The sequence below is a fragment of the Rubrivivax albus genome (assembly GCF_004016515.1).
Classification (GTDB): domain Bacteria; phylum Pseudomonadota; class Gammaproteobacteria; order Burkholderiales; family Burkholderiaceae_C; genus Rubrivivax; species Rubrivivax albus.
This window is the reverse complement of sequence record NZ_SACT01000006.1, coordinates 182,846-205,830: the sequence shown is the minus strand read 5'-3', so window position 1 is coordinate 205,830 and position 22,985 is coordinate 182,846. Positions and strand designations below refer to the sequence as shown.

22 protein-coding genes are annotated in these 22,985 nt (G+C 68.9%); 12 read left to right on the top strand and 10 right to left on the bottom strand.

Annotated features, from left to right (window positions below; genetic code table 11):
- The first annotated feature begins 1 nt into the window (after position 1).
- From ENE75_RS17645 to ENE75_RS17630, 4 genes are read left to right on the top strand one after another with little or no spacing between them, the layout of a single operon-like run.
- Positions 2-715 (top strand): 2Fe-2S iron-sulfur cluster-binding protein, encoded by a 714-nt coding sequence (locus ENE75_RS17645; RefSeq protein ID WP_128199640.1) that lies wholly within the window; start codon positions 2-4, stop codon positions 713-715.
- A complete protein-coding gene (locus tag ENE75_RS17640) occupies positions 712-1,248 on the top strand; it encodes an NADH-quinone oxidoreductase subunit B family protein (protein WP_128199639.1) in 537 nt (178 codons plus the stop codon). The genes ENE75_RS17645 and ENE75_RS17640 overlap by 4 nt, the downstream gene beginning before the upstream one ends.
- Positions 1,248-2,741, top strand: a complete 1,494-nt coding sequence (locus ENE75_RS17635; protein WP_128199638.1) for a Ni/Fe hydrogenase subunit alpha — start codon at positions 1,248-1,250, stop codon at positions 2,739-2,741. Before ENE75_RS17640 ends, ENE75_RS17635 begins: the two co-directional genes overlap by 1 nt.
- Entirely contained in the window at positions 2,738-3,217 is a 480-nt protein-coding gene (locus tag ENE75_RS17630) for a hydrogenase maturation protease (protein ID WP_128199637.1), read from the top strand. Before ENE75_RS17635 ends, ENE75_RS17630 begins: the two co-directional genes overlap by 4 nt.
- A 284-nt stretch (positions 3,218-3,501) precedes the next feature.
- Here the strand turns inward: ENE75_RS17630 and phnY are convergent, their stop codons facing one another.
- From phnY to phnD, 6 genes are read right to left on the bottom strand one after another with little or no spacing between them, the layout of a single operon-like run.
- Positions 3,502-4,968, bottom strand: a complete 1,467-nt coding sequence (gene phnY / locus ENE75_RS17625) for a phosphonoacetaldehyde dehydrogenase (protein WP_128199636.1) — start codon at positions 4,966-4,968, stop codon at positions 3,502-3,504.
- Entirely contained in the window at positions 4,965-6,062 is a 1,098-nt protein-coding gene (psrA, locus tag ENE75_RS17620; protein ID WP_128199635.1) for an iron-containing alcohol dehydrogenase PsrA, read from the bottom strand. Before psrA ends, phnY begins: the two co-directional genes overlap by 4 nt.
- Positions 6,052-7,314 (bottom strand): phosphonoacetate hydrolase, encoded by a 1,263-nt coding sequence (gene phnA, locus ENE75_RS17615; protein ID WP_128199634.1) that lies wholly within the window; start codon positions 7,312-7,314, stop codon positions 6,052-6,054. The genes psrA and phnA overlap by 11 nt, the downstream gene beginning before the upstream one ends.
- Complete coding sequence (gene phnE, locus ENE75_RS17610; protein ID WP_128199740.1) at positions 7,314-8,129, bottom strand: phosphonate ABC transporter, permease protein PhnE; 816 nt, start codon at positions 8,127-8,129, stop codon at positions 7,314-7,316. Before phnE ends, phnA begins: the two co-directional genes overlap by 1 nt.
- A gap of 5 nt (positions 8,130-8,134) precedes the next feature.
- Positions 8,135-8,947, bottom strand: a complete 813-nt coding sequence (gene phnC, locus ENE75_RS17605) for a phosphonate ABC transporter ATP-binding protein (RefSeq protein WP_128199633.1) — start codon at positions 8,945-8,947, stop codon at positions 8,135-8,137.
- Positions 8,944-9,822 carry a phosphonate ABC transporter substrate-binding protein gene (gene phnD, locus ENE75_RS17600; RefSeq protein WP_128199632.1) on the bottom strand — a complete coding sequence of 293 codons (879 nt, stop codon included), beginning with the start codon at positions 9,820-9,822 and terminating at the stop codon, positions 8,944-8,946. The genes phnC and phnD overlap by 4 nt, the downstream gene beginning before the upstream one ends.
- 164 nt (positions 9,823-9,986) lie before the next feature.
- On the opposite strand from phnD, the gene ENE75_RS17595 reads away from it, so the two are divergent.
- The 5 genes from ENE75_RS17595 to ENE75_RS17575 all read left to right on the top strand — a co-directional run bounded on the left by ENE75_RS17595 (position 9,987) and on the right by ENE75_RS17575 (position 15,495).
- Entirely contained in the window at positions 9,987-10,853 is an 867-nt protein-coding gene (locus ENE75_RS17595; RefSeq protein WP_128199631.1) for a LysR substrate-binding domain-containing protein, read from the top strand.
- Positions 10,854-11,455: 602 nt separating this feature from the next.
- Positions 11,456-12,766, top strand: a complete 1,311-nt coding sequence (locus ENE75_RS17590; RefSeq protein ID WP_128199630.1) for an FG-GAP repeat domain-containing protein — start codon at positions 11,456-11,458, stop codon at positions 12,764-12,766.
- A gap of 670 nt (positions 12,767-13,436) precedes the next feature.
- Positions 13,437-13,700: a VF530 family protein gene (locus ENE75_RS17585; RefSeq protein WP_128199739.1), complete on the top strand. Its 264-nt coding sequence runs from the start codon at positions 13,437-13,439 to the stop codon at positions 13,698-13,700.
- Positions 13,697-14,227: a YgjP-like metallopeptidase domain-containing protein gene (locus ENE75_RS17580; protein ID WP_128199629.1), complete on the top strand. Its 531-nt coding sequence runs from the start codon at positions 13,697-13,699 to the stop codon at positions 14,225-14,227. Before ENE75_RS17585 ends, ENE75_RS17580 begins: the two co-directional genes overlap by 4 nt.
- 254 nt (positions 14,228-14,481) lie before the next feature.
- On the top strand, positions 14,482-15,495 hold the full coding sequence (locus ENE75_RS17575) for a DNA-directed RNA polymerase subunit alpha (RefSeq protein ID WP_128199628.1): 1,014 nt from the start codon (positions 14,482-14,484) through the stop codon (positions 15,493-15,495).
- A gap of 28 nt (positions 15,496-15,523) precedes the next feature.
- Here ENE75_RS17575 and ENE75_RS17570 read toward each other — a convergent pair whose 3' ends face one another.
- Positions 15,524-16,162 (bottom strand): hypothetical protein, encoded by a 639-nt coding sequence (locus tag ENE75_RS17570; RefSeq protein ID WP_128199627.1) that lies wholly within the window; start codon positions 16,160-16,162, stop codon positions 15,524-15,526.
- A 415-nt stretch (positions 16,163-16,577) separates the two neighbouring features.
- On the bottom strand, positions 16,578-17,039 hold the full coding sequence (locus ENE75_RS17565) for a MarR family winged helix-turn-helix transcriptional regulator (protein WP_233259150.1): 462 nt from the start codon (positions 17,037-17,039) through the stop codon (positions 16,578-16,580).
- A 74-nt stretch (positions 17,040-17,113) separates the two neighbouring features.
- On the opposite strand from ENE75_RS17565, the gene ENE75_RS17560 reads away from it, so the two are divergent.
- Both ENE75_RS17560 and ENE75_RS17555 read left to right on the top strand, forming a co-directional pair.
- Positions 17,114-18,826, top strand: a complete 1,713-nt coding sequence (locus ENE75_RS17560; protein WP_128199626.1) for an FAD-dependent oxidoreductase — start codon at positions 17,114-17,116, stop codon at positions 18,824-18,826.
- Between the two features lie 33 nt (positions 18,827-18,859).
- Complete coding sequence (locus ENE75_RS17555) at positions 18,860-19,696, top strand: intradiol ring-cleavage dioxygenase (protein WP_128199625.1); 837 nt, start codon at positions 18,860-18,862, stop codon at positions 19,694-19,696.
- A 19-nt stretch (positions 19,697-19,715) separates the two neighbouring features.
- Here the strand turns inward: ENE75_RS17555 and ENE75_RS17550 are convergent, their stop codons facing one another.
- On the bottom strand, positions 19,716-20,588 hold the full coding sequence (locus tag ENE75_RS17550; protein WP_158288989.1) for a PEP-CTERM sorting domain-containing protein: 873 nt from the start codon (positions 20,586-20,588) through the stop codon (positions 19,716-19,718).
- 201 nt (positions 20,589-20,789) lie between these two features.
- On the opposite strand from ENE75_RS17550, the gene ENE75_RS17545 reads away from it, so the two are divergent.
- On the top strand, positions 20,790-22,520 hold the full coding sequence (locus tag ENE75_RS17545; protein WP_128199623.1) for an AfsR/SARP family transcriptional regulator: 1,731 nt from the start codon (positions 20,790-20,792) through the stop codon (positions 22,518-22,520).
- Here ENE75_RS17545 and ENE75_RS17540 read toward each other — a convergent pair.
- A complete protein-coding gene (locus ENE75_RS17540; protein WP_128199622.1) occupies positions 22,426-22,962 on the bottom strand; it encodes an ATP-binding protein in 537 nt (178 codons plus the stop codon). The genes ENE75_RS17545 and ENE75_RS17540 overlap by 95 nt on opposite strands.
- Positions 22,963-22,985: the final 23 nt, after the last annotated feature.

The following is a 22,985-nucleotide window of genomic DNA, read 5'->3' as shown; positions in this document are numbered from 1 at the left end:
CATGGACGAGCCTTCCCGCTTCATGCTCGACGGCACCGCGCTGCCGTTCGAAGAGGGCGACACCGTGATGGCCGCCGCGGCCCGGGCCGGCCGCGACATCCCGCACCTGTGCTGGCACTCTGCGCTCGGCCCCAGCGGCGCCTGCCGTCTGTGCACCGTGCGCGTGGACGGCCGGCTGGCGTCGGCCTGCACCACCCGCGTGGCGGCCGGGCAGGTGGTGGAGAGCGAGACCGACGATCTGCACGAACGCCGCCGCCTGCTGGTGCAACTGCTGTTCACCGAAGGCAACCACTTCTGCCCGGGCTGCGAGAAAAGCGGCGACTGCCGACTGCAGGACGCCGGCTATGCGCTGGGCGTCACCGGCCCGGGCTTCGAGGAGTTCTTTCCGCGCCACGCCGTGGACGCCAGCCACCCGGACGTGTGGCTGGACTTCAACCGCTGCATCCTGTGCAAGCTGTGCGTGCGCGCGTCGTGGGAGGTGGACGGCAAGGGCGTGTTCCAGATCGGCGGCCACGGCACCGGCACGCACGTGGTGGTCAACAGCGGCAGCGGCCTGCTCGCCGACAGTGCCCTGGCCGCCAACGACATGGCGGCCGGCATCTGCCCGGTGGGCGCCATCGGGCCCAAGCGACGCGGGTATGCCGTGCCCATCGGCCAGCGTGCGGTGGATCGGCGCGAGCCAGCCGACCGTGAAAGGTCGGGGGAGGGCCCGTGACCGCCAAACCCCGCATCGCCACCGTGTCGCTGGCCGGCTGCTTCGGCTGCCACATGTCGTTCCTGGACCTCGACGAAGCGATGCTGCCGCTGTTCGAGCGCATCGAGCTCGACCGCACCCCGCTCAACGACGTGAAGGAACTGGGGCCCTGCGACGTCGGCCTCGTCGAAGGCGGCCTGTGCAATGCAGAGAACGTGGCCGTGTTGCGCGAGTTCCGCGCCCGCTGCAAGGTGCTCGTGGCCGTGGGCGCCTGCGCCATCAACGGCGGCCTGCCGGCCCAGCGCAACGCGCTGGACGTGGGGCAGATGCTGGTGGACGTCTACCGCAGCCGCCCCGGCCTGGCGCCGGGCAGCGACGTGCCCAACGACCCCGAACTGCCGCTGCCGCTGGCCCAGGTGCACCCCATCCACGAGGTGGTGCACGTGGACCACTTCCTGCCCGGCTGCCCGCCCAGTGCCGAGACCATCGGTGCGCTGCTCACGGCCTTGCTGGTCGGCCGCGAACCCTCACTGCCACCGCTGCGCTACGACTGATGAACACACCGACCGCTCCCGAGGGCCTGAGGCGTGTCGCCATCGACCCGCTTTCGCGCGTCGAAGGCCACGGCAAGGTCACGCTGCTGGTGGACGATGCCGGACAGGTGGTGCAGGCGCGGCTGCACATCGTGGAGTTCCGCGGCTTCGAGCGCTTCATCGTCGGCCGGCCGTACTGGGAGGTGCCGGTGATGGTGCAGCGCCTGTGCGGCATCTGCCCCGTGTCGCACCACCTGGCGGCCAGCAAGGCCATCGACGTGGCGCTGGGCGTGGCCGCTGCCGTGCCGCCGTCAGCGCAGGCGTTGCGCCGGCTGATGCACCACGGGCAGATCCTGCAGTCGCACGCGCTACATTTTTTCCACCTCTCGTCGCCGGAACTGCTGCTGGGCTGGGACACGGCGCCCGCCCAACGCAGCATCGCCGCGGTGGCGCAGGCGTACCCCGATATCGCCCGCCAGGGCGTGCTGCTGCGCAAGTTCGGGCAGGAGGTGATCCGCCTGACGGCCGGCAAGCGCGTGCATGGCACCGGATCCATCCCCGGCGGGGTGAACCGGCGGCTGACCGTCGAGGAACGCGAGGCGCTGCGCGCCGATCTGCCGCAGATCCTCGGCTGGTGCGAATCCGCCATCGATCTCGTCGAGCAGATCCGCGCGCAGGACCCGGCCGGATTCGACGGCTTTGCGACGATGCGGTCCAGCTGGTTGGGCCTGGTCGGGCCCGACGGCGCGCTGGACTTGTACGACGGCGCGCTGCGCTGGCGCACGGCCGACGGTGTGCCGATGGGCCCGGACGTGGACGTGCAGGCCTATGCCGACCACATCGAGGAAACCACGGAACCCTGGACCTACCTGAAGTTCCCCTACCTGAAACGCCTGGGCCGGCAGTCCGGCTGGTACCGCGTGGGGCCGCTGGCGCGGCTGCAGGTGTGCGACCGCCTGTCCACTCCGCGGTCCGAGGCGCGACGCCAGGCCTTAATGGCGGGTGGTCCCGTGCATGGCTCGCTGGCCTACCACGCGGCGCGCATGATCGAGATGCTGCATGCGGCCGAAGTCATCGGCGCGCTGCTGGACGACGAGGCCGTGGTGGCCGGCGATCTGGCCGTACCGCTGCCGAAACACGGTGGTCCCCGTGAAGGTGTGGGCATCATCGAAGCCCCGCGCGGCACGCTGATCCACCACTACCGCATCGGCGACGACGACCTCATCACCGACTGCAACCTCATTGTCAGCACCACGCACAACAACGAGGCCATGAACGAGGCCGTGCGCACCGTGGCGCGCGACGAGCTCAGCGGCCACGAGATCACCGAGCCGCTGCTGGCGCGCATCGAGACTGCCGTGCGCGCCTACGACCCCTGCCTGAGCTGCGCCACGCACGCGCTGGGGCAGATGCCGCTGGTGGTGGCGCTGGAGACGCCGGACGGCGCGCTGATCGACCGCGTGGTGCGCGACGGCGATGGGCGCATGCGGCGCGAGTCGAGCGAGGCGCCGTGACGGCACCGCTGCTGGTGATCGCCGTGGGCAACCCGGCGCGTGGCGACGACGGGCTTGGGCCGGCGCTGGTGGAACGGCTGGAGGCCGAGGGCCTGGCCGGTGTCGAGACCCTGGTGGACTTTCAGCTGCAGGTGGAGCATGCGCTGGACCTGGTGGGGCGCGACGCCGTGCTGTTCGTCGATGCGTCGCGGGTGGCCGTGGGCGCTGCACTGCGCCGTGTGGCGCCCGCCGAGGCGCTGCCGGCGCTGAGCCATGCGCTGACGCCTTCGGGCGTGCTGCACGTGGCGCAGCGGCTGGGGCAGTGGCTGCCCGAGGCGTGGCAGCTGGCGATCGAAGGCGAGTCGTTCGCGTTGGGCGAGGGCCTGAGCGCGACAGCCAGCGCGCGGTTGCCGGGCGCGTTGCGGGCGGCGCGGCAATGGGTCGACCTGCAAAGGGCGTCGGTCAAGCGAAGGGATATGGTCTGCGCTCAGGGGTGATGAGCTGCGCGGATCTGTAGCTGGCGGGTGGGTGTCGGTTCCAGACTGGGTCCTGCCGGTCAGGTTCGACGGATGAGCGGCAGCCCTGAGCGGCCCCGTCGTTCAAGCACTCGCCTGGCGGATGACCGCTGCACCTTCTTCAACGGCCACTTGAGCATGACGGGCCGGATGGTGGCTCGCGAATGACTCCTTCCGCCGTCAGCGGCCGGCAGACTCCGACCCAGAGCAGTCAGCTAACGGTCTCCAAAGCAGACGCCAGACGCTCTCCTTCCCTTCAAACAAGCTCACCACGGCATCGTGAAGGTCTTGCCGTTGCAGAACGACTTCATCGCCTCCTGCACGCCCTCCTTGTAGCCCAACCCCGAATCCTTGATGCCGCCGAAGGGCGTTAGCTCGATCCGGTAGCCTGGAACCTGCCACAGGTTGACGGTGCCGACGTTCAGTTCCTTTGCGAAGCGCGTCGCGTCGTCCATGCGGTTCGTGCAAATGCCGGACGACAGGCCGAAGGCCGTACCGTTGGAGATGGCTATGGCCTCGTCTATGTTCTTGAAGGTGATGATCGGCGAGACGGGCCCGAAGGTCTCCTCGCGCACCACGGTCATCTCCGGGCGCACTCGGTCGAGCACGGTCGGCGAGTACATCGCTCCCTCGCGCTTGTTGCCAGCAAGCAGGCGTGCACCCTGCGCTACAGCTTCCTCGACACGCGCCTCGAACAGTTTGGCGGCCGCCGCGTCGATCACCGTGCCCATCTCGTTGGTCGCATCCATCGGGTCGCCATAGCGCCAGGCCCGAGTCTTCGCGACAACGCGCTCGGTGAACTCGTGCGCCACCTTCTCGTGCACCAGCATGCGTTTGACTGCGGTACAGCGCTGCCCCGAATTCTTGTACGAACCCTGCACTGCGAGATCGCTCGCCTTGTCGAGGTCGGCATCATCCATCACGATCAGCGGGTCGTTGCCGCCGAGCTCGAGAACAATGCGTCGATAGCCCGCCTTGTGCGCAATGTACTTGCCGATCGATACGCCACCGGTGAAGGTGATCAGGTCGACGCTTGGGTTTGTCAGCAGTTCGTCGGCGATCTCACGCGGGTCGCCGGTGAGCACCTGCAGCATTCCAGATGGCAGCCCCGCCTCATAGAGCAGGTCGGCGAAGTACAGCGCCGACAACGGCACCTTCTCCGAAGGCTTGAGCACCATGCGGTTGTTCGTCGCCACCGAAGGCACGACCTTGTGCGCGACTTGGTTCATCGGGTGGTTGAACGGCGTGATCGCTGTGATCACCCCGAGAAGCGGCTCGCGCATAGTGATCACCTTGCGGCGCTTTCCATGCGGCGTCAGGTCGCACGAGAACACCTGGCCATCGTCGCGCAGCGCCTCGGTGGCGCCGAAGCCGAGCACATCGGCGACACGGCCAATCTCGTAGACGCTGTCCCTCTTTGACAACCCCGACTCGGCGGTGATGAGGTTCGAGGCTTCCTCGGTGCGTTCGCGCAGCAGGGCCGCAGCGCGGTTGAGGATCGCGGCACGCTCGTAGCGCGACAGCGTGGGAACACAGGCCTGCGCGACCTCGTAGGCGCGGCGGACGTGCTCAATCGTGGCCAAGCCGACCGTGCCGACACGTTCGCCGGTGTAGGGGTTGACCACATCCAGGTGCCTCTCGGTGCGAATCCTTTCGCCGTCGATCCGCAGCGCTTCGGCACGGAAGCCCGCGCTGTCCTTCCGGGCATTCGTCGTTCCGTCTCTTGCGTTCATGCCGTGACCTCGCTGGGCGCACCTATGAAGTTCTTCCCGCGTGTGCCGGTCAGCGCGTGGGCAACCATCGCCTCGGCCTCCGCTTCCCCGACACCGTAGTCGACAAAACGCGTCTTCACGCCCAGGCCTTCGATAAAGGCAGCAAGACGGCGCGGTGCATCGTCCAGAGGGCCGAGTGCGCCTTCGAGTACGGCGTCGCGGTCGTACCGCTGACCAATCGCACGCTCCAGCACCATCGGCAGCGGGAATGAGCACGCGATCCCGTGCGGCAGCCCGTGTCGCAGGGTCATCTCGTACGAGATCGAGTGGGCCAATGCCGTGCGCGTATTCGAGAACGCCATACCGGCTCTCAGCGCGGCGAGCGCCATTCGGCTTCGCAGGTCCAAGTCATCGAGATGCTTCATCAGCTTTGGGAGCGTCTCGAAGATGTCGTGCACCGCGGCCACGGCATAGGTGTCCGACAGCGGGTTGGCGTTGACGTTCCAGATCGATTCGAGCGCATGCGAGAGAGCATCCAGGCCGCTCTGCAAGGTGACGCCGGCCGGCAGCGAGAGCATCAGCTCGGGGTCGATCAGCGCAACGGCGGGCCAGGTCTGTTCCAGGTGCAGTGAGTACTTCTTCTGCGCACCACGGTCCCAAATCGTCGCCCAGGGCGTGACCTCGCTCCCGGTTCCGGCGGTGGTGGGCACTGCGATGAGCGCTTTCGTCATGGCGGGAATGAAGCCATTGCCGCTTGCAAGACCCGCCACCAAGTCGTCGAAACGGCGGCTGCCGCTGCCAACCATCAGCGCTTTGGCGGTGTCGATCGCACTGCCGCCACCGAGCGCGACGATCACATCGGCGTCGTCCGGACTGGACCAGAATGTCTCGTACTGCGCGCGCAGCTCGGCGACATCGGGGTTCGGCTTGACGTTGTCGATCAGACCGGCCAGCTGACCCTTGAGCAGCTTCTCGACCCGGTCCACCAGGCCCAGACCGCGCGCTTCCGGAAAGGTCACCAGGAACGCGCGTCGGCCCGCGAGCAGATTCGGCAGGGATGACAGGGCCCCGGCTCCGAAGACGCTGCGAATGGGGTTGAAGTACTCATGCGGCATTTCGGAGTCCCTGGCGAGGCGAGGCGACGTGGTTCAACGCAAGGTCGAACACATCGAAGTTGCGCAGCCGACGGGTCGGATCCACGCCCTGCAGAGGCCGGTTGAAGAGCAGGGGCACCTTCTGTTCGGAGATGCCCCCGTGCGAGCGAAGCGGCACCGTCAAGCCGGTCAGGTCGTGGCGGCTGGCGCTGGTTCCGAGCACGGTGAGATGGTCGGAGACGACCACCAGGTCGCCGATGCGGTCGCCGGCCAACTCGAAGCGCTCGACCGCCTGCTCGCGCGTCAGCACAACGTCCACGCCGGGCAGATCTTGCAGCACTCGCGTCGCATGTGCGCAGGCTGCCGCGGGCAGATAGACCGTCGCAAACGAGCCGAGCGCACCGTGGTGTACGACATAGGGGTCGGTGATGGGCAAGATCACCCGTGCCGCGCGCTCGCCGAGGTGCTGGTCCAGCACTTCCTGCAGGTAGATCACGCGCGGCCGGCCTGCGGCGTCGGTCTTCGGGCTCATGCCGTGGTCAGCCGTCAGGCCGATCACGGCGCCCAGCGCATCAAGCTGCTCGAGATAGCCGTCCATCATCGCGTAGAAGTCGTTGGCCTCTTGCGTGCCTGGAGCGGCCTTGTGCTGCACGTAGTCGGTGGTCGAGAGGTAGGTGAGGTCGGGCCGGCGCGTCTCGAGCAGCCTTACGCCGGCAGCGAACACGAACTCGCTCAAATCGGCGCTGTAGACCGAGGGCACGGGCATGCCGACCAACTCGAGCAGCCTGTCGATACCGCACTCCGCGATCGTTGCTTTATCCGCCTTCTCGGCCGAGAAGCAGATCCCTTTCATCCCGTGACCCAGCATCGTGCGCAGCTTGTCCTTGGCCGTCACCGCCGCCACCGACACGCCAGCCTGCGCGAACGCTGCCAGCAGCGTCGGCGCACGCAGATAGGCCGGGTCGTTCATCATCACTTCTCGGTCCGCCTCGACGTCGTAGAAGAAGTTGCCGCAGATGCCGTGCACCGACGGAGGCACGCCAGTGACGATGGAGACGTTGTTCGGGTTGGTGAAGCTGGGCACCACGCAGTCGCCAATCAGCGAGCTGCCGCCGGCCGACAACATCCGTTGCAGATAGGGGGCCGCGCCGGCCTGGATAGCCTGCGTGATGTAGTCCGGCTCGCAGCCATCGACGCAGACCACCACGACCGGCGCACCCGGCCTCAGGTAGCGGCGGCCGTTGACCTCTACCGATTCGCGAGCGGCGTCCATCAGCGGGCTCCCTTCTGGATCCAGGCGCGCAGTCGGGTGGAGACGTAGTCGGCCACCATCACCATCGCAATGATCACGAGAATGCAGGTCGCGGTGTCCTGGTACTGGAACAGCTTCATGCTGCCGACCAGCTCGAAGCCGATGCCGCCGGCACCTACCATGCCGAGTACCGTGGCCTGGCGCAGGTTGGTCTCGAAGCGGTAGAGGACGACTGCGATCCAGGCCGTGATCACCTGCGGCAGCACGCCGAAGATGATGATTTGGATCGGCCCGGCGCCCGTCGAACGCAGCGCCTCGATCGGGCCGTGGTCGATCTCCTCTATCGACTCGGAGAAGAACTTGCCGAGCATGCCCGCACCGTGCACCGCGAGCGCCAGTACACCTGGGAACGGGCCGAGGCCGACCGCGGCGACGAAGATCAGCGCGAGGATGATTTCGTTGATGCCGCGCGTGACGTTGAACACTTGGCGCGTGACGTGGAACACCGCCATGTTCGGCGTCAGGTTGCGCGCCGCAAGGAAACATACCGGCACAGCCAGGAAGATCGCCAGCAGGGTGCCCCAGATCGCGATCTGGATGGTCTCGATCGCCGGGACGACCAGCTTGTCGAGGAACGCCCAGTTGGGCGGGAACATCCGACCGAGGAAGTCACCGATCCACGGCAAGCCCTTGCGCAGTTCGCCAAGGCTGACCTGGCTGCCCATGGCTGCCCACCACAGCGCGCCGAGGATCGCGCCGCCGAGCGCGAGGCGAGGCCACCATCCGAGGCTGCCCTTCGGCCGCGCGACCAACAAGGTATAGGAACCAATGTTCATGATGTTCACGCCTCCTCGAGCGCGAACTGGCGCAGTGCCGGCTCGGCTGTTGCGGCAGCCATGGGGCTGCTACTCGACTCGCCATGGTCCAGGCCGGGGTAGATGCGATGCAGCACGTCGTCGGTCAGGGCGTCCGGTCCGCCCTCGAATACCACGCGACCTGCCGACACGCCGACGATGCGCTCGCCGAACTCTCGCGCGTACTCGATCTGGTGCAGGTTGCAGACCACCGAGATGCCCAGTTCGCGGCTGGCCTGCTGAAGGTAGGTCAGCACGGTGCGCGAGGTCTTCGGGTCCAGGCTCGCAACTGGCTCGTCGGCGAGGATGATCTTGGGCTGCTGTGCAAGCGCACGGGCGATGCCCACCCGCTGCTTCTGTCCGCCCGACAGGGTATCGGTCCGCAACTCGGCCTTCTCGTCGAGTTCGACGCGCTTGAGGCACTCGTGGGCTATTGCGATGTCCTTGCGCGGGAAGACCTGCAGCCACGACAGCAGAGACGGCATCGCGCCGAGGCGGCCGGTCAGCACGTTCTTCTGCACGGACAGGCGCGGCACCACGTTGTAGTGCTGGAAGATCATCGCGACCTGCCGGCGCAGCTTGCGCAGGCTGGCCGAGTCGTCGGTGACGAGTTGGCCGTCGACATGGATGTCGCCGCGCGTCGGCTCGCAGAGCCGGTTGATGCAGCGCAGCAGCGTCGACTTGCCGGCTCCCGAGGGGCCGAGCACGACTAGGAACTCGCCGGGGGCTACGTCGAGGTCGATGCCCTTAAGGGCTTCGAACTCGCCATAACGTTTGGTCAGGCCGCGGATCTTGATCACTTCATCTTCCTCAGATCAAGATTGAGCGACTTGGCGGTTTCGCGGATCACGTCGTATGCCGCGTCGCTGGTCGGGTGGAAGCCGTTGAGCTCGCCCTGGTCGGACCATGGGATGTTCTTGACGTCGAGGAAGGCAGCCTGAATCCGCTTCTTCAGCGCCGGGTCGAGATCCTTGCGCCAGACCGTGGGCGACTCGGGTATCGGGTCCGACTTCCACACCACGACCAGGTCCTCGCGCTTGGCCAAGCCCTTGGCAATGGCCGCGTCGAGGATGCGATCGGCGATCGCCACCGCCTCGACCTTCTTGTTCTGGACGGCGACTGCGTTCGAGTCGTGCGAACCCGAGAAGATGACGCGACCGAAGTCTGTTTCGGTGTTGAAGCCAGCTTTCATCAGGCCGGCCTTCGGGAACAGGTGGCCGGACGTGGAACTCGGGTCGACGAAAGCGAAGGTCTTGCCCCTCAGGTCAGCCACCGTCTTGATGCCGCTGTCCTTGTGCGCGACAACGAGCGAGTGGTAGAAGGTTCTGCCGGCCTTCTTGGTTTCGGCGACAGCAAAGGCTTCGATCGGAGCGACCGTGGCGCCCAGCACGTATGAGAAGGGGCCGAGGTAAGCCACGTCCAGACGCTTAGAACGCAGCGCCTCGATCACGCCGTTGTAGTCGGCCGCGACGAACGGCTTGACCGGCATTCCGAGCGACTTGGACAGCATGTCGATCATTGCCTGGCTGTTGGCAATCATGGCGCGCGAGTCCTCGGACGGAATCAGCCCCACCGTCAGCACGTCGGCTGCATGCGCGGTGGTCGTGGTGGCAAGCCACGCAGTGCCCAGCAGGGCCGGGGTGGACGCCAGTAGAGAACGCCGTGTGAGCTTCATGGGGTTTGTCTCCTGTTGGTTGTCGAACGAGCTTGCTTAGTCGTCGCCCGCTGCAAGCTTGACCTCACTTTCCTCCTACTCAATCCATTTGACCAATCCAAGTTTCCGCACCAAGGTATTGATCGAACCTATAGTTGCGTAGGGATAACACGGAGCCGCCAGTCATGCGTCTGACACAGTTGCGATCCTTCCATGCCGTCGCCACGGCGGGCAGCTTCACCCGGGCTGCAGCAAGCCTGCACGTGAGCCAGCCTACGGTGACCACGCAGGTGCGCCAGCTCGAGGATCTCTACAAGGTGGAGCTCTTCCATCGCACTGGCCGGCGTGTGCGCCCCACGGAAATAGGCGAATGCCTACTCCAGTTGTCACGCCAGATCTTCGGGCTGGAATCTGAGGCGGTGCAACTGCTGCGGGACGCCGGCGGGCTGCGCTCGGGCCGGTTGCGCGTCGCAGCGGTGGGGCCCTCGCACGTGACGAAGATGTTGGTCGCTTTCAACCAGCGCTATCCGGGAGTCAAAGTGTCCGTCAACACTGGCAACTCGCAGGACGTGCTCGACCGCTTGCTCGACTACACAGCCGACGTGGGCGTGCTGGCCCAGGTGTTCCGTGACAAGCGCTTCGTTTCGGTGCCTTACAGCGAACACCCGGTCGTTGTCTTCTGCTCCAGCACACACCGGTTCGCGCATCGCCGCAGCATCCGCACGTCGGAGCTTCAGGGCGAGCGGCTGATCCTGCGCGAGTCTGGGTCTACCACGCGCAAGGCAATCGAGTCGGCCCTCAAGGCGGCCCGGGTGGAGCCAGAGGTCGTCATGGAGGTCGCCAGCCGTGAGATCATCCGCGAGGCGGTCGCACAAGGCGTTGGTGTGGCAGCAGTGTCCGAGGTGGAGTACGTGCCGGGGCCAGGTCTTCACGCCGTGCGCATCAGCGACGCGCAGGTCCGCACCTATGCCCACGTGGTGTGTCTCGCGGAGCGTCGCGACACGCGAATGGTGCGCGCGTTCTTCGACGTCATCGGGATGGAGTCGCGATGAAGCTTCGTTGGCACGGCTGCCTTGCGGGCCGATAACGGATGACTGGTCTTGGCCGTCAACGTAAGTTCGGCATCGTCGCTGGAAGCTGGCCTTGGAAGGCCGAGACCCTTGCGCCGATCGACAGCGTCCTGAGGCGGCGGCGAAGTGGCGGTCTCGGCCACAACCGGTCCTTCATGACGCGCGCCCAGTATCAGTCGAGCAGCGCCAACGGATGACAGGTTTCAGTCGGGCAATCTGAGCCCGACGGTGGCTCTACGCGGCCATGAGCTGGCGGTGTCGGCTGGCGGGTTTCGGGCTTGTCGTCCTGTAGGTTTGGTGGCAGGAGCAACCGCAGGGCCGCCGTCAGCGCAGCCTGATCCACTGGCCGTCACCTCGGCAGCGCCGCTCGGGTCGTGCTGGTCGCGTAGAGCTGACGTGGCGCTTACCTTTCGAGCGCAGTGCCTCGTCCAGAGCACCGGCACGCGCGTGACCACGTTCACGCCGTCTGCCATCGATGGCGGGCCTCGGGTTCATTTGCCCCAACGAATCGCCGATTGCCCACTGCGGATCACACGGCGTCATTGGGGCGGTCGCGCTGTCCGCCAATCACCGTAGGGGCGTGTATGAGGATCGAGCGATTCACGAAGGCCACTGCCGTGGCCACCGTGCTGGCCCTGGCTGCCTGTGGCGGCGGCGGCAACGAAACAGCGTCTTCCGGCGGTGGGTCCAGCGGTGGGTCCAGCGGTGTGTCGGGCGGCGGCTCCGCACTCGTCGACCTGGGCCTGTCGCCGCAGGCGAACGCCGACGCCGGGAGCTCGTACACGAACGCTGCGCCCGACATCCGCATCTCGTACTACTTCCTGCCACATCCGCCGGCGGGCGTGGGCAGCCTGCGCGACGCGGTGGCCTACCTGGATGCCGACGGCGACGGCGACACCGATGTCTTCATGGCCACCGGCGACTACCTGCTGATCGGCGAGACCGGCAGTTTCCTGACCTTCAACACCGGAGCCGACATCTTCGCGTGGCAGACCGCCACGCCGCAGGCCTTTGGCGGCGCGCTGCCACCGGCCGAGCATGCGCGCAAGTCGATCACAGCCGACTTCAACAGCGACGGACTCGCCGACATCTTCGTTTTCGACCACGGCTTCGACGCTCCCCCGTTCCCTGGCGCCGCGCCCAAGCTGATCCTACAGACTGCCCCCGGCACATTCAGCTGGACACGCATGCCCGACGTGGGCTTCCATCATGGCGGCGCGGCTGCCGACATCGACCACGACGGCGACATCGACATCTTCGTCGGTGGCTCCGACCCGTTCTTCTACGTGAACGACGGCGCCGCGGGCTTCACCAAAGCCACCAACCGATTCGACGGCAGCATGGGCAAGGTGTTCAGCGCCGAGCTGATCGACGTCGACCAGGACGGCTTCGTCGACCTGCTGCTGGGCGCGCATGAGCGAGACGGCGACCGCACCGCCATCTACTGGGGCAGTTCGACCGGGGCCTACAGCGTGGCCAGTCGCACGTTGATCCCGGCCGCCGCACCCTACGGCGCGGTGCTGGACTTCGACGCCGAAGACCTCGACGGCGACGGCGACCGCGACCTGGTACTCAACCGCACCCGCGACGGCGACGACGGCCCGGGTCTGGGCTTCTACATGGGCCGCACGGTGCAGGTTCTGCTGAACTCGGGTAACCGGCAGTTCAGCGACGTCACCGCGACCCATGTCGACAAGCCCACCGGAGAACCCGGTTTCGGCGGCACCGACTGGTTCCCGTGGCTGCGCGTGCAGGACATCGACGCCGATGGCGACCTGGACCTGTTCCCCGACAACCTGGCCAGCGGTACCAGCGCTGAAGCCACCGGCCTGGTCTACCGCAACGACGGCAGCGGACACTTCACTCTGGAGTGGGTGGACGTCGGCTTGAGGTGAAGGTGGCGTGCCTGATCGCCAGACGATCGGGGTGGCTGCGTCGGCGCATAGCCTCCAACGGATCCGTACCTCTTCGCGCTTCAGTGCGGCCGACGCTTGGGTTCCCGCGGTTCTGAACTTCAGCCGCGGGCAACGCCAGGCATCTCGTCGTCACGACCTGCCCCGGTGCGCGCGCCGTCAGAACCTTGAGCCAAGCCGCAGTCGCCCAAAGAGCCACCTGCAGATGTGTGCCCGCCACTGCGGGACCTCTCTCGGGACCCACGAACAGGGCCGACGACCGCTTTGCGGCGACGAATTCAGGGCCGCGAATCTCAGGTCAGGGTCGACTGGAGCCCGCCACAGGAAGCGGGACCGGTTGTTCACGGCCACGGCCGCTGAGGTGAAGCCGCGGCCGCCTGCTGTCCTGCGTCTTGCCGACGCTCACGGCAGACCTGGTCGTGGCAGTGAAGGTCAGCTTGGTGGCCGTGACCGTGAGTTCGCATGCTGACCGCCAGAGGCTCCAACCGCTGCCAAGCAGCCCCAGGCCTCATCACCGGGGGCGATGAAGCGTAGCCATGAGCCCAGGAACCTGGCGAAGCGCGTGACGCTCGAGGTGATCGGCGACCGCCGTGGCGCTGAAGGACGTCAGCAAAAGCGCCAGCGGTCGCGCGCCGCGCGAGAATCCGCCGTGATGTTGACGCCACCGCCCGCCCAGCCCCGCAACCCGTTGCACGGAAAGACGCTCGAGGCCATCCTGACCGAGCTGGTGGCGCACTACGGCTGGGATGGACTCGCGCAGCGCGTTGCCCTGCGTTGCTTCAGCAGCGAACCGAGCATCGCGTCCAGCCTGAAAGTGCTGCGCAAGACGCCGTGGGCACGGGAGAAGCTGGAGAGCCTGTACCTGTTCATGCTGCGCGACCTGCGGCGCGCCGGCGCGCCCCGTGCCCCGGGATGAACGCTGATCCGACAACGAAGTACCTGGCGGCCTACCCGCTCGAGCTGCGGGCGCAGGTGCGGGCCCTCATCGCCGACGGTCGGCTGGGCAGCAGCCTGGAACGGCGTTATCCCGAGCGCCACGACATCGCCAGCGATGGCGCGCTTTACGACTACGTGAGTGGGCTCAAGAGCCGCCACATGCGCAGCGCCGGGCCGCTGGCCAAGGTGCTCTACGACAGCCGGCTGCACCTGACACACCAGGCCCTGGGCACCCACACGGCCGTCTCGCGGCAGCAGGGTGCCAATCTCAAGGCCAAGCGCGAGATCCGCATCGCAAGCCTCTTCCGCCAGGCGCCCGCCGCGTTCCTGCGGATGATCGCCGTGCACGAGCTGGCGCATCTGAAGGAGCGATGGCACGACAAGGCGTTCTACGCACTGTGCACGCACATGGAGCCGGACTACCATCAGCTCGAATTCGATGTGCGCCTGTGGCTCACGGGGGTGGAGGCGGGGGTGCTGGGGGCGGGTGCATCGCGTGGGCGATGATGTCGACGGGGCCTTCGGCTTCGGTCTGAACTCAATCGTCCGTGTACTTGAAGCGAACGTCCGCACCAGATGAGGCCGGGCACTTCGCAACCAGATGTCAAGGCCTCCAGTTGCGTGCCCACGACGCTGGCCATTGACGCCACTCCGGGCACCGGGCGATCGTGCAAGCGGTCGATCGCACCGTGCCTGTTCCGGAACTGTCCGGCACAGGGCGGTGCGATCGTCGCTTGTTCGGTCGAACCTCGGAGGTCCGCATGATCGCCAATGCCTTGAATGTTCTCCCGCTACTGCCAGCGCCCACGGTCGCGCAGGTGGCGGAACTCGGTGCCCACTGCACCCGAATCGCGCTCGCGCCACTCGACGGTGGCCAAGGGGCCACCTTGGGGGCCGCCCTGCGGCGGGTCCTGCTGTCGTCGCTGCCAGGCTGTGCGCCCACCCAGGTGACCATCGCCCGGACGGCTCACGAGATGACCACGCCGAGTGGTCTTGGCGAGGATGTGGCGCGTCTGGTGCTCGGCCTCAAGGGCGTGGTCGTTCGGATGGACGGTCGTCAGGAGGGCGTGCTGTCATTGCACGCCAAGGGCCCGGCACGCCTGCGCGCGGGCGACTTGCTCGCCCCGTCGGGTGTGACGGTGGTCAACCCGACCCTGGTGATCGCCGAGCTGTCCGCGGGCGCTGCGCTGGACATGACGATCACGGTCGAGTCGGGACGCGGCTATCGCGCGGTGTCCACGCCCGGCCGCACAGGCCCGGCGTTGCCAGGCTCCGTCATCCGGCTGGATGCCTCGTTCTCTCCGGTGCGCCGGGTCACCTACCACGTCGAGCCGGTACGCGTCGGGGCACAGGCGGGCCTGGACCGTCTCGTCCTGGAGATCGAGACGACAGGCGCCTTGACCCCGTTCGAGGCCCTCCAGCAGGCCGCGAGGGTTCTTCGGCACCAACTCGATCCGTTCATGGATCCGGGTGCGTGCACGCCAGCGGCTGCGGCGGGCGATGACGGCGCTGGACGCGCCCCCACACACCAGCTTGACGGGTTGCTCCGCGGCATCGACGAGCTCGGGCTGAGTGTCCGTGCGTCCAACTGCCTGAGGGCGGAGCACATCCATCGGGTCGGCGATCTCATCCAGCGCACCGAAATCGAACTGCTGAGGACTCCCAACCTCGGCCGCAAGTGCCTCAACGAGATCAAGGCGGCCCTGGCCAGCCACGGCCTGCTGCTGGGAACCCGGGTCAGTGGATGGCCGCCCACCGGACGCCTGGCGCACTAAAGGCCCCGGGCCTCGGAGGCGCCACGACTCAGGCCTGTCCCGGTGTCGGACCCGGTCTGGCGCGCGACGAGTCCCGAGCCTGGTTCACCACGGCCAGGGCCTCGAGGTGGCGGCCGAGCACGTAGGCTTCGACGGCGCCGGTGTCAGGCAGCCTCGGGCGTCGGTAGCCACTGGACTCCGCGATGCCGCCACCGACGCATCCGTCGGCGTCGAAGAGATCGAAGCCGGCCTTCTCGAGGGTCATCGCGGGATGCGCACCGTTCGGGCACGGCGTGAAGCAGGGGAAGCGCGCCGGCCTTACGACAAAGTGCTGTCCGCCGACGCAGATGGTGGCTTCCGAGATCAGGGGGCGAGGTGTCGGTGGCGTCCGTGCGGCGGTCGCCTTCCCCTTGCGCCTGAACGCCTCCCATTGGGCGCGCACCTGGAGGACGTGCGGGCACTCGCCTTCCGGACAGGTCAGTCGAAGCAGCACGGCGTGCTCCACGCGAACGCCATCGCACCAGAACTGCTCGCGCCGTAGGCCGTGCGCATCCATGCGTGCCGCGACGGCGACCTCGTGCGCACGGCCAGACCAGCGGACGATCGCACTGGCCTTGAAGCGCGTCCCCAACGCTGCACCGTCAGGCACCTGGCGGCGGACCTGGTCGATCAACTGTGTGACGGTCATGGGTGGCACGGTCGCGGCATGGAGGGATCGCTACGATGTGGAGGCTCCCCGCTTCAGTCAACGGCATGGCCGAGTCACGGGCAGTGGGCATTGCTTGCTGCGCGAAAGCGAAGGTGATAGACGGTCGGGGCGGTGGAAGCGTCATCCGTGAACCGCGGCAGGCTGTCGTTATGGTGCCTGCCGCCTTGGGCGGTGAGGCACGACAAATCGGATGGGCCGCTGGCACCGCGCCTTCGGATGGACAGCCTCAGGGGTGCGCAGCGCTCGACGACGGCCGCTCGGCGTGAGGCCAGCCACCTCATGGGTCGCGATGCGGCGGTCAGCGTGAGCCCGGCTGTCTTCGTCGGGCGACCGGAAACCCTGCACCGCAGACACCCAGCCCATCGCGGATCCAGCCGTCAACCGGTCGGCGCAGTCACGCCCCCTCATCCCCACCCGCATAGCGCCCAAGCGCCCGTAGCATCCGGCGCAGTGCCTCCGGCCCCACCTCGTCGGCCATTTCCTGCTGCGCCTGCGCCACCGCCACGCCGAAGGCGTCCAGCCAGGCCAGGCCGGCCGGGGTGAAACGCACGATCCGAGCCCGTCGATCGCGAGGATCTGCCAGGCGCTCCACCAGGCCGCAGGCGGTGCACTGGTCGATCAGTTCCGTCATCGCGGCGTTGGTCATCGCGGCGCGGCGGGCCAGTTCGGTGATGCGGGTGCCGTCGGTGTCCAGGTGGCGCGTCAGGTTCACCTGCGACCGCCGGAGCTCGGCATGCCCGGCCTCGCGCATCAGGTCCAGCACGCGCGCCTCGAAGCGGTGCAGCGCACGGCTGAGCACGCGGCCCGCGTTGGCACGGCGCCAGGCGTAGCGGGCAGGATCGTTCGGGTTATCCACGGCGGCCTGGGCAACGGAGGGCCGGCTATGCTTAGGTAACCTAAGTATCCCGCGATCTGCGGCACAGTCCAGCGATGCCCGACCCAGGTGCCCCCGTATCCGGCGCGCTTCCGCCCGCCGCGGAGACGGACGTCCTGATCGTGGGCGGCGGACCCTGCGGCCTGATGCTGGCCATCGAGCTCGGCCGGCGCGGCATCCGTTGCCTGCTGGTCGACGCCAAGCCGGACACGGCCTTCAACCCGCAGGCCAACGCCACGCAGGCGCGCACGATGGAGCACTTCCGCCGCCTGGGTTTCGCGCACGAGGTGCGTGCGCTGGGCCTGCCGCCGGACCATCCCACCGACATCGCCTACTTCACCCACTACGCCCGGCACGAACTGGCCCGCATCCGCCTGCCCACGGCGGCGGAGGCGGTGGTCCGGATCAAGTCGATGACCGGGTCCTGGAGCGCGGCCGAACTGCCGCACCGCGTGTCGCAGAAGTTCGTCGAGCCGGTACTGCGCCGCCACGCGCAGCGGCAGGCCTCGGTCGACGTGCGCTACGGCTGGACGCTGGAGTCGTTCGACGACACCGGCGCGGCGGTGCAGGCCACGATCCGGCCCACCGCCGGCGGGCCGGCGCAGCACGTGCGCGCTGCCTTCCTGGTGGGCGCCGACGGCGCACGCAGCGGGGTACGGCGGCAGTTGGGCATCACCTGGGGCGGCGAGACGGGCATCCAGCGCGAGTTCATGGGCGGCAAGATGTTTGCCGTGTACCTGCGCGCGCACGCCTTCGGATCGGTCATGCGCCATCCCCCGGCGTGGATGGTCGTGGCGGTCAATGCCACGCGGCGGGCCTTCATGGCGTCGGTGGACGGTGTCTCGGAGTACGCCTTCCATGCCGCGCTGCGGCCGGGCGAGGACGCCGACAACTGGGCGGAGGCCGACGCGCGCCGTGTGTTCGCCGAGGCGGTGGGCGCCGAGGTGCCCATCGAGATCCTGTCGATGGGCACCTGGCTGGCGGGCCACGCGCTGGTGGCGCAGCGCTTCCGGCAGGGTCGGGTGTTCCTCGCGGGGGATGCCGCCCACCTGTTCACGCCCACCGGCGGGCTGGGCTACAACACGGCGGTGGAGGACGCGGTGAACCTGGCCTGGAAGCTGGCCGCTGCCGTGCGCGGCGCGGCCGGGCCGGCGCTGCTGGACAGCTACGAGGCCGAACGCCTGCCGCTGGCCGAGCGCAACACGCGCCACGCGCGGCACTTCGCCGACTCCGTGGGCCTGTTCGTGGCCCAACCCGAGCTGGACGAGGACAGCGAACGCGGCGTTCAGGCACGCGCCCTCGCGTCAGAGCACCTGGACCGCCACGCCCGGCTGGAGTTCAACATCCCCGGCGTCACCTTCGGTGGGCGCTACGACACCTCGCCCGTCATCGTGCACGACGGCGCCGTGCTGCCGCCCGACGAGCCGAACACCTACACGCCCACCGCCAGCCCCGGCGGCCGGCCACCGCATGCGTGGCTGGACGACGGGCGCTCGCTGTACGACAGCTTCCACGCCGAGTGGACGCTGCTGGCGCTGGGCCCCGACGCGCCGGATGCGGCGCAGACGTCGGCTTTCGAAGACGCCGCACGGCAGCGCAGCCTCGACCTGCGCGTGGTGCGGCATGCCGCACCGTCGCTGGCGGCGCTGTACGAAGCCCCACTGGCCCTGATCCGGCCGGACCAGGTCGTCGCCTGGCGCGGCACCGCGTGCGACGATGCCGGCGCCGTGCTGGCGCGGGTCACCGGCGACGGCCACACCGCCCCCTGAACCGGCCGCTTCGGGCCGCACACGGAGACGACGATGCGAAACCTGGACGCCGACACCCTCACCACCGCCGTGCTGGCGCGCCACGCGCAGGCGCCCGATGCCCGGCTGCGGCAGATCATGGACAGCCTGGTCCACCACCTGCACGACTTCGCGCGCGAGGTGTCGCTGACCGAGGCGGAGTGGGAACAGGCCATCGCCTTCCTCACGGAGTGCGGCCACATCACCAGCGACCAGCGGCAGGAATTCATCCTGCTGTCGGACGTGCTGGGCCTGTCGATGCTGACGGTGGCACTGAACCACCGCAAGCCCGCGGGCTGCACGGAGGCCACGGTATTCGGCCCCTTCCACGTCGACGGCGCCCCGCGGTACCCGCTCGGCGCCGACATCGCCAACGGGGCGCGGGGCGTGCCGTGTCTGGTGCGGGGCACCGTGCGCGGCGTGGGCGGCGAGCCGGTGCCTGGGGCGCAGTTGGACGTCTGGCAGTCCGACGCCGATGGCCTCTACGACGTGCAGCACCCGGGGCTGGACCACGCGCAGGCCCGCGGCATCTTCACGGCCGATGGCGAAGGCCGCTTCCACTTCCGCTCCATCCTGGCCATGCCCTACGCGATCCCGCACGACGGCCCGGTGGGCCGGCTGCTGCAGGCCCTCGGCCGCCACCCCTGGCGCCCGGCGCACCTGCACTTCCTGATCGAGGCGCCGGGCTATGAGACGCTGACCACCCACGTCTTCCGCCGCGACGACCCCTACCTGGACAGCGACGCCGTCTTCGGCGTGCGCCAGTCGCTGATCGCCGACTGGCGGCCACAGCCCGACGGCAGCTACCTCGTCGAGTTCGACTTCGTGCTCAATCCGGTGCCGGCCGGCTGAACCGCGGCATGCGCCTTGTTCACGCCGAAGCCGATGCCGCCTGGTGTGCCCGCTGGCGACGCCTGGCGTTCAACAGCACGCCCAGGCCCAGGGCCATCAGCGCCCAGCGCCCGGGCTCCGGGATCGGCGCGGCGTAGCCCAGCAGCCGGTTGTCCTCCAAGCCCAGGGCCGCGCTGTGGGCGGTGTAGCCCACCGGCAGTGCGAAAAACGCATTGGGGTCGAAGCGCAGACCGTGCTCGCCGGTGAGAAAGTCGCCGTCGAACCCGCCACCGCCGTAGAAGCCGAAGGCCGAGTCGCCGACCCCACGCAGTTCGAGGTAGGCCGCCAGCCTGAAGGGCACGCCGACCTCGACGGTCAGGCTGCCGGCCATCGGCAGGTTGAATACGTCGGCCGGCGTCGGCAGCGGCTGGCCATCGGCGGTGCGGTCCTTCTGCACCGGCTGGTTGACGTGGACGCCCGCGCTCTGCGCACCCTGCGTCAGCGTCCACCCGGCCAGCAGCGTGCCGTTGGCGTTGCCGGAGCCGCGGTAGTCGACGAGGCCTCGGAGCCAGGGGCTGAAGCCCAGTTCGACGGTGGACGCGGCGCCGCCGGTCGATGCGATCACGATGTCGCCGGCGAGCAGCGAGGTTTCGCCGATGGCGACCGTGCCGCCGAAGAGGCTGTAGGACCGCACCTGCAGCCGGTCCGGTGCTGCCAGCGCGTCGGCGATGTAGCCGTGGCCCGAGCCATTGAAGCCTTCGCTGTGGGCCACGGCCTCGTCGGGCCAGAGCGTGTTGTCGACGTCACCAAAGCCGCTGAGCGTGCCGGTGCGGGCCGAAAAGCCGGCAGCGTGGGCCACACCGTTGCCGGCCAGCAGGCCGCAGGCGAACAGGGCAGCGCCCAGGAGGCGCATCGCTGTGCGTCGGGCAGGGGCAGCGCAGGTGCGGGCCATGGTGAAGTTCCTCGTTCGTTGGGTAGTTCGGCCTCGAGGTTGCCTGAGCACGTGGCGGCCGGCCACCCACGGATGACCCACAATGACGCCGTTCCGCGCCCTGTGATGCCACCGCCCGCACGACCGCCCGACGATCCCGGCGCCGCAGCCGCCCGTCGTCTGGTGCGTGCGCACCTTCAGGCCACCGACTACGGCGCCTGCACGGACGCCGCCCTGCGGCTGCGGTGGCCCACCCGCATCGACGACGACGATGGCCTCTGGCTGGCCGCGGCATGGGCCATCGCGGAGGGCTTCGGACTGCCTCTGCCCTCTGGGGCCGCGGGCATCGTGTCCTGGATCGGCGTACTGCTGGCCGGCGAGGCCGACACGGCGCTCGACCGCGCGTCGCCCGAGGCCGTGCTGGCGTGGTGCACGGCCGCCGGTGAATGGTGCGAGCGCCACGGACTGGACGCGCCGTTCGCGCGCCTGAGTGCACGTGCCGCCGCCGCCGACGCACAGGCACCCGCCTGGGCCCGCGTGCACTGGCGCATCGCGTCGGCATGGCACCACGAGGCCTTCGGTCGCTTCGTCCAGGTCGGCGAACTGCTCGACGAGGCCGCCGCACTGGCGGCGACGGCGGGCGATCCGGGCCTAGTCATCGTCGTCTCGCTCAAGCAGGCGCGGTTGGCACTGTCACGGGCGCGGCCCGCCGAGGCGCTGCTGCAGGCGGAGGCCGTCGCCGCGCGCCTGGTGCCGGGTGGCGCCCCGCTGTGGTGGGCGGATCTGGCCGACATCCGTGCCCGCGCCGCGCTGGCCCAGGGCGATCCGGTCTCTGCGCTGCACCAGGCCCGCCTGTGCGACGGGCTGGCCCGGCAGGCCGGGGCGACACCGGCCTACACCGTCACCTATCGCGTCAACGAGGCCTATGCGCTGCTGGGGCAGGGCGCCGTCGACGACGCCGTGGCGCTGGTGTGTGAGCTGGCCGCGGTGCCGATGCCGCCGCGCCTGCAGCAGCGCGTTGCCCTGCTGGCGCGCCTGTTCACGCTGGCCCGGGACGATCGCGCCGGCCGCTGGGACGCCGACCAGGATGCCGCGCTGGAGACCACGGTGCAGCGCCTGCGTGCACTCGACTGGACCGGCGTGCTGGCCCTGCTGCCCGCCGTCGTGGCCCGACTGTGGGCGCGTGCGCTGGAAGCCGGCATCGAACCCGACTGGGTGCACGCGGCCATCACCTCGCGCGCGCTGCCGCCGCCCGAGCCTTGCTGGCCCGACGCCTGGCCCTGGCCATTGCGGCTGCAGGTGCTCGGGGGCTTCACCTGGCAGCGGGCGGGCGACGGCGACGCTGCAACCCAAGGCGGCCGGGCGGCCCTCAAGCCGATCGAACTGCTGAGCCGCCTGGCCGCCGAGGCCGGGCTGGCGCCAATGCCCGCCGAAACGCTGGCGCAGGCCCTGTGGCCCGGCGAAGGTCGTGAAGGCCGCGACAAGGCCCTGGAGACCACACTCGCGCGCCTGCGGCGGCTGATCGGCGATGCGGCCGCGCTTCGCCTGGCCGAACGGCGGCTGCGGCTGGACCCGCAGCACGTCTGGCTGGACCGGGCGGCGCTGGAGCGACGGCTGTCGCTCATCGACGCTGCGGTGTGCGCGGGCTCGTCGGCCAACGGGCCGCCCGTGGCCGTGCAATGGAACGCCGCGCTGGACCTGTGGCGCGGCCCCCTGCTGGCCGATGCCGGCGACGACGATGCGGTGCCGGACTGGCTGCTGCAGGCCCGCACCCGCCTGCGGCAGCGCATGGCCGCCAGCCTGCTGGGCAGCGCCGGTGTCAGCGGTCACCCGGCGCGCTGCCTGCGCGCGGTGGCGGCCGATCCGGGGCTCGGTCGCTGGCTGGGTCCGCTGCTCGCGGCAGCGTCGGCGTGAACACCGCGCCGCCCTCGGGCGGGTTGGCGGCCGGCAGCGTGCCACTATGCTGCTCGACGATGCCGGGGCCGTCGTCCGCGAACTCGGCGCTCACCTGGCCTGCGGCCGGGTCGTCGCGCAGGGTCACGGTGAGCCGGCCGCCACGTTCGGCGGTGGCATCGGCGGCGTTCTGCACCAAGTTCATCGTCACCTGCATCAGCTGGCCGGGGTCGCCCGGTGACCCGGGGTGCACCAACCCGCACAGCACGCTCGACCATGCCGACTCCGTGATGCGCCGCTTCAGGAGGGGCGCCAGCACCACATCAGGCGGCCAGCGCGCCATCACTTCTTCGGCGACGGCGTCGGCGATGTCCAGCTCCACCGAGACCGCGTGGCCGGCGGCACGCAGCTCGACGAACAGGCGCCGTGCGAGGCCGTTGAAGGCGTGGCACCGCAGGAGCACTCGCAACTCAGCGGCGCCCGGCC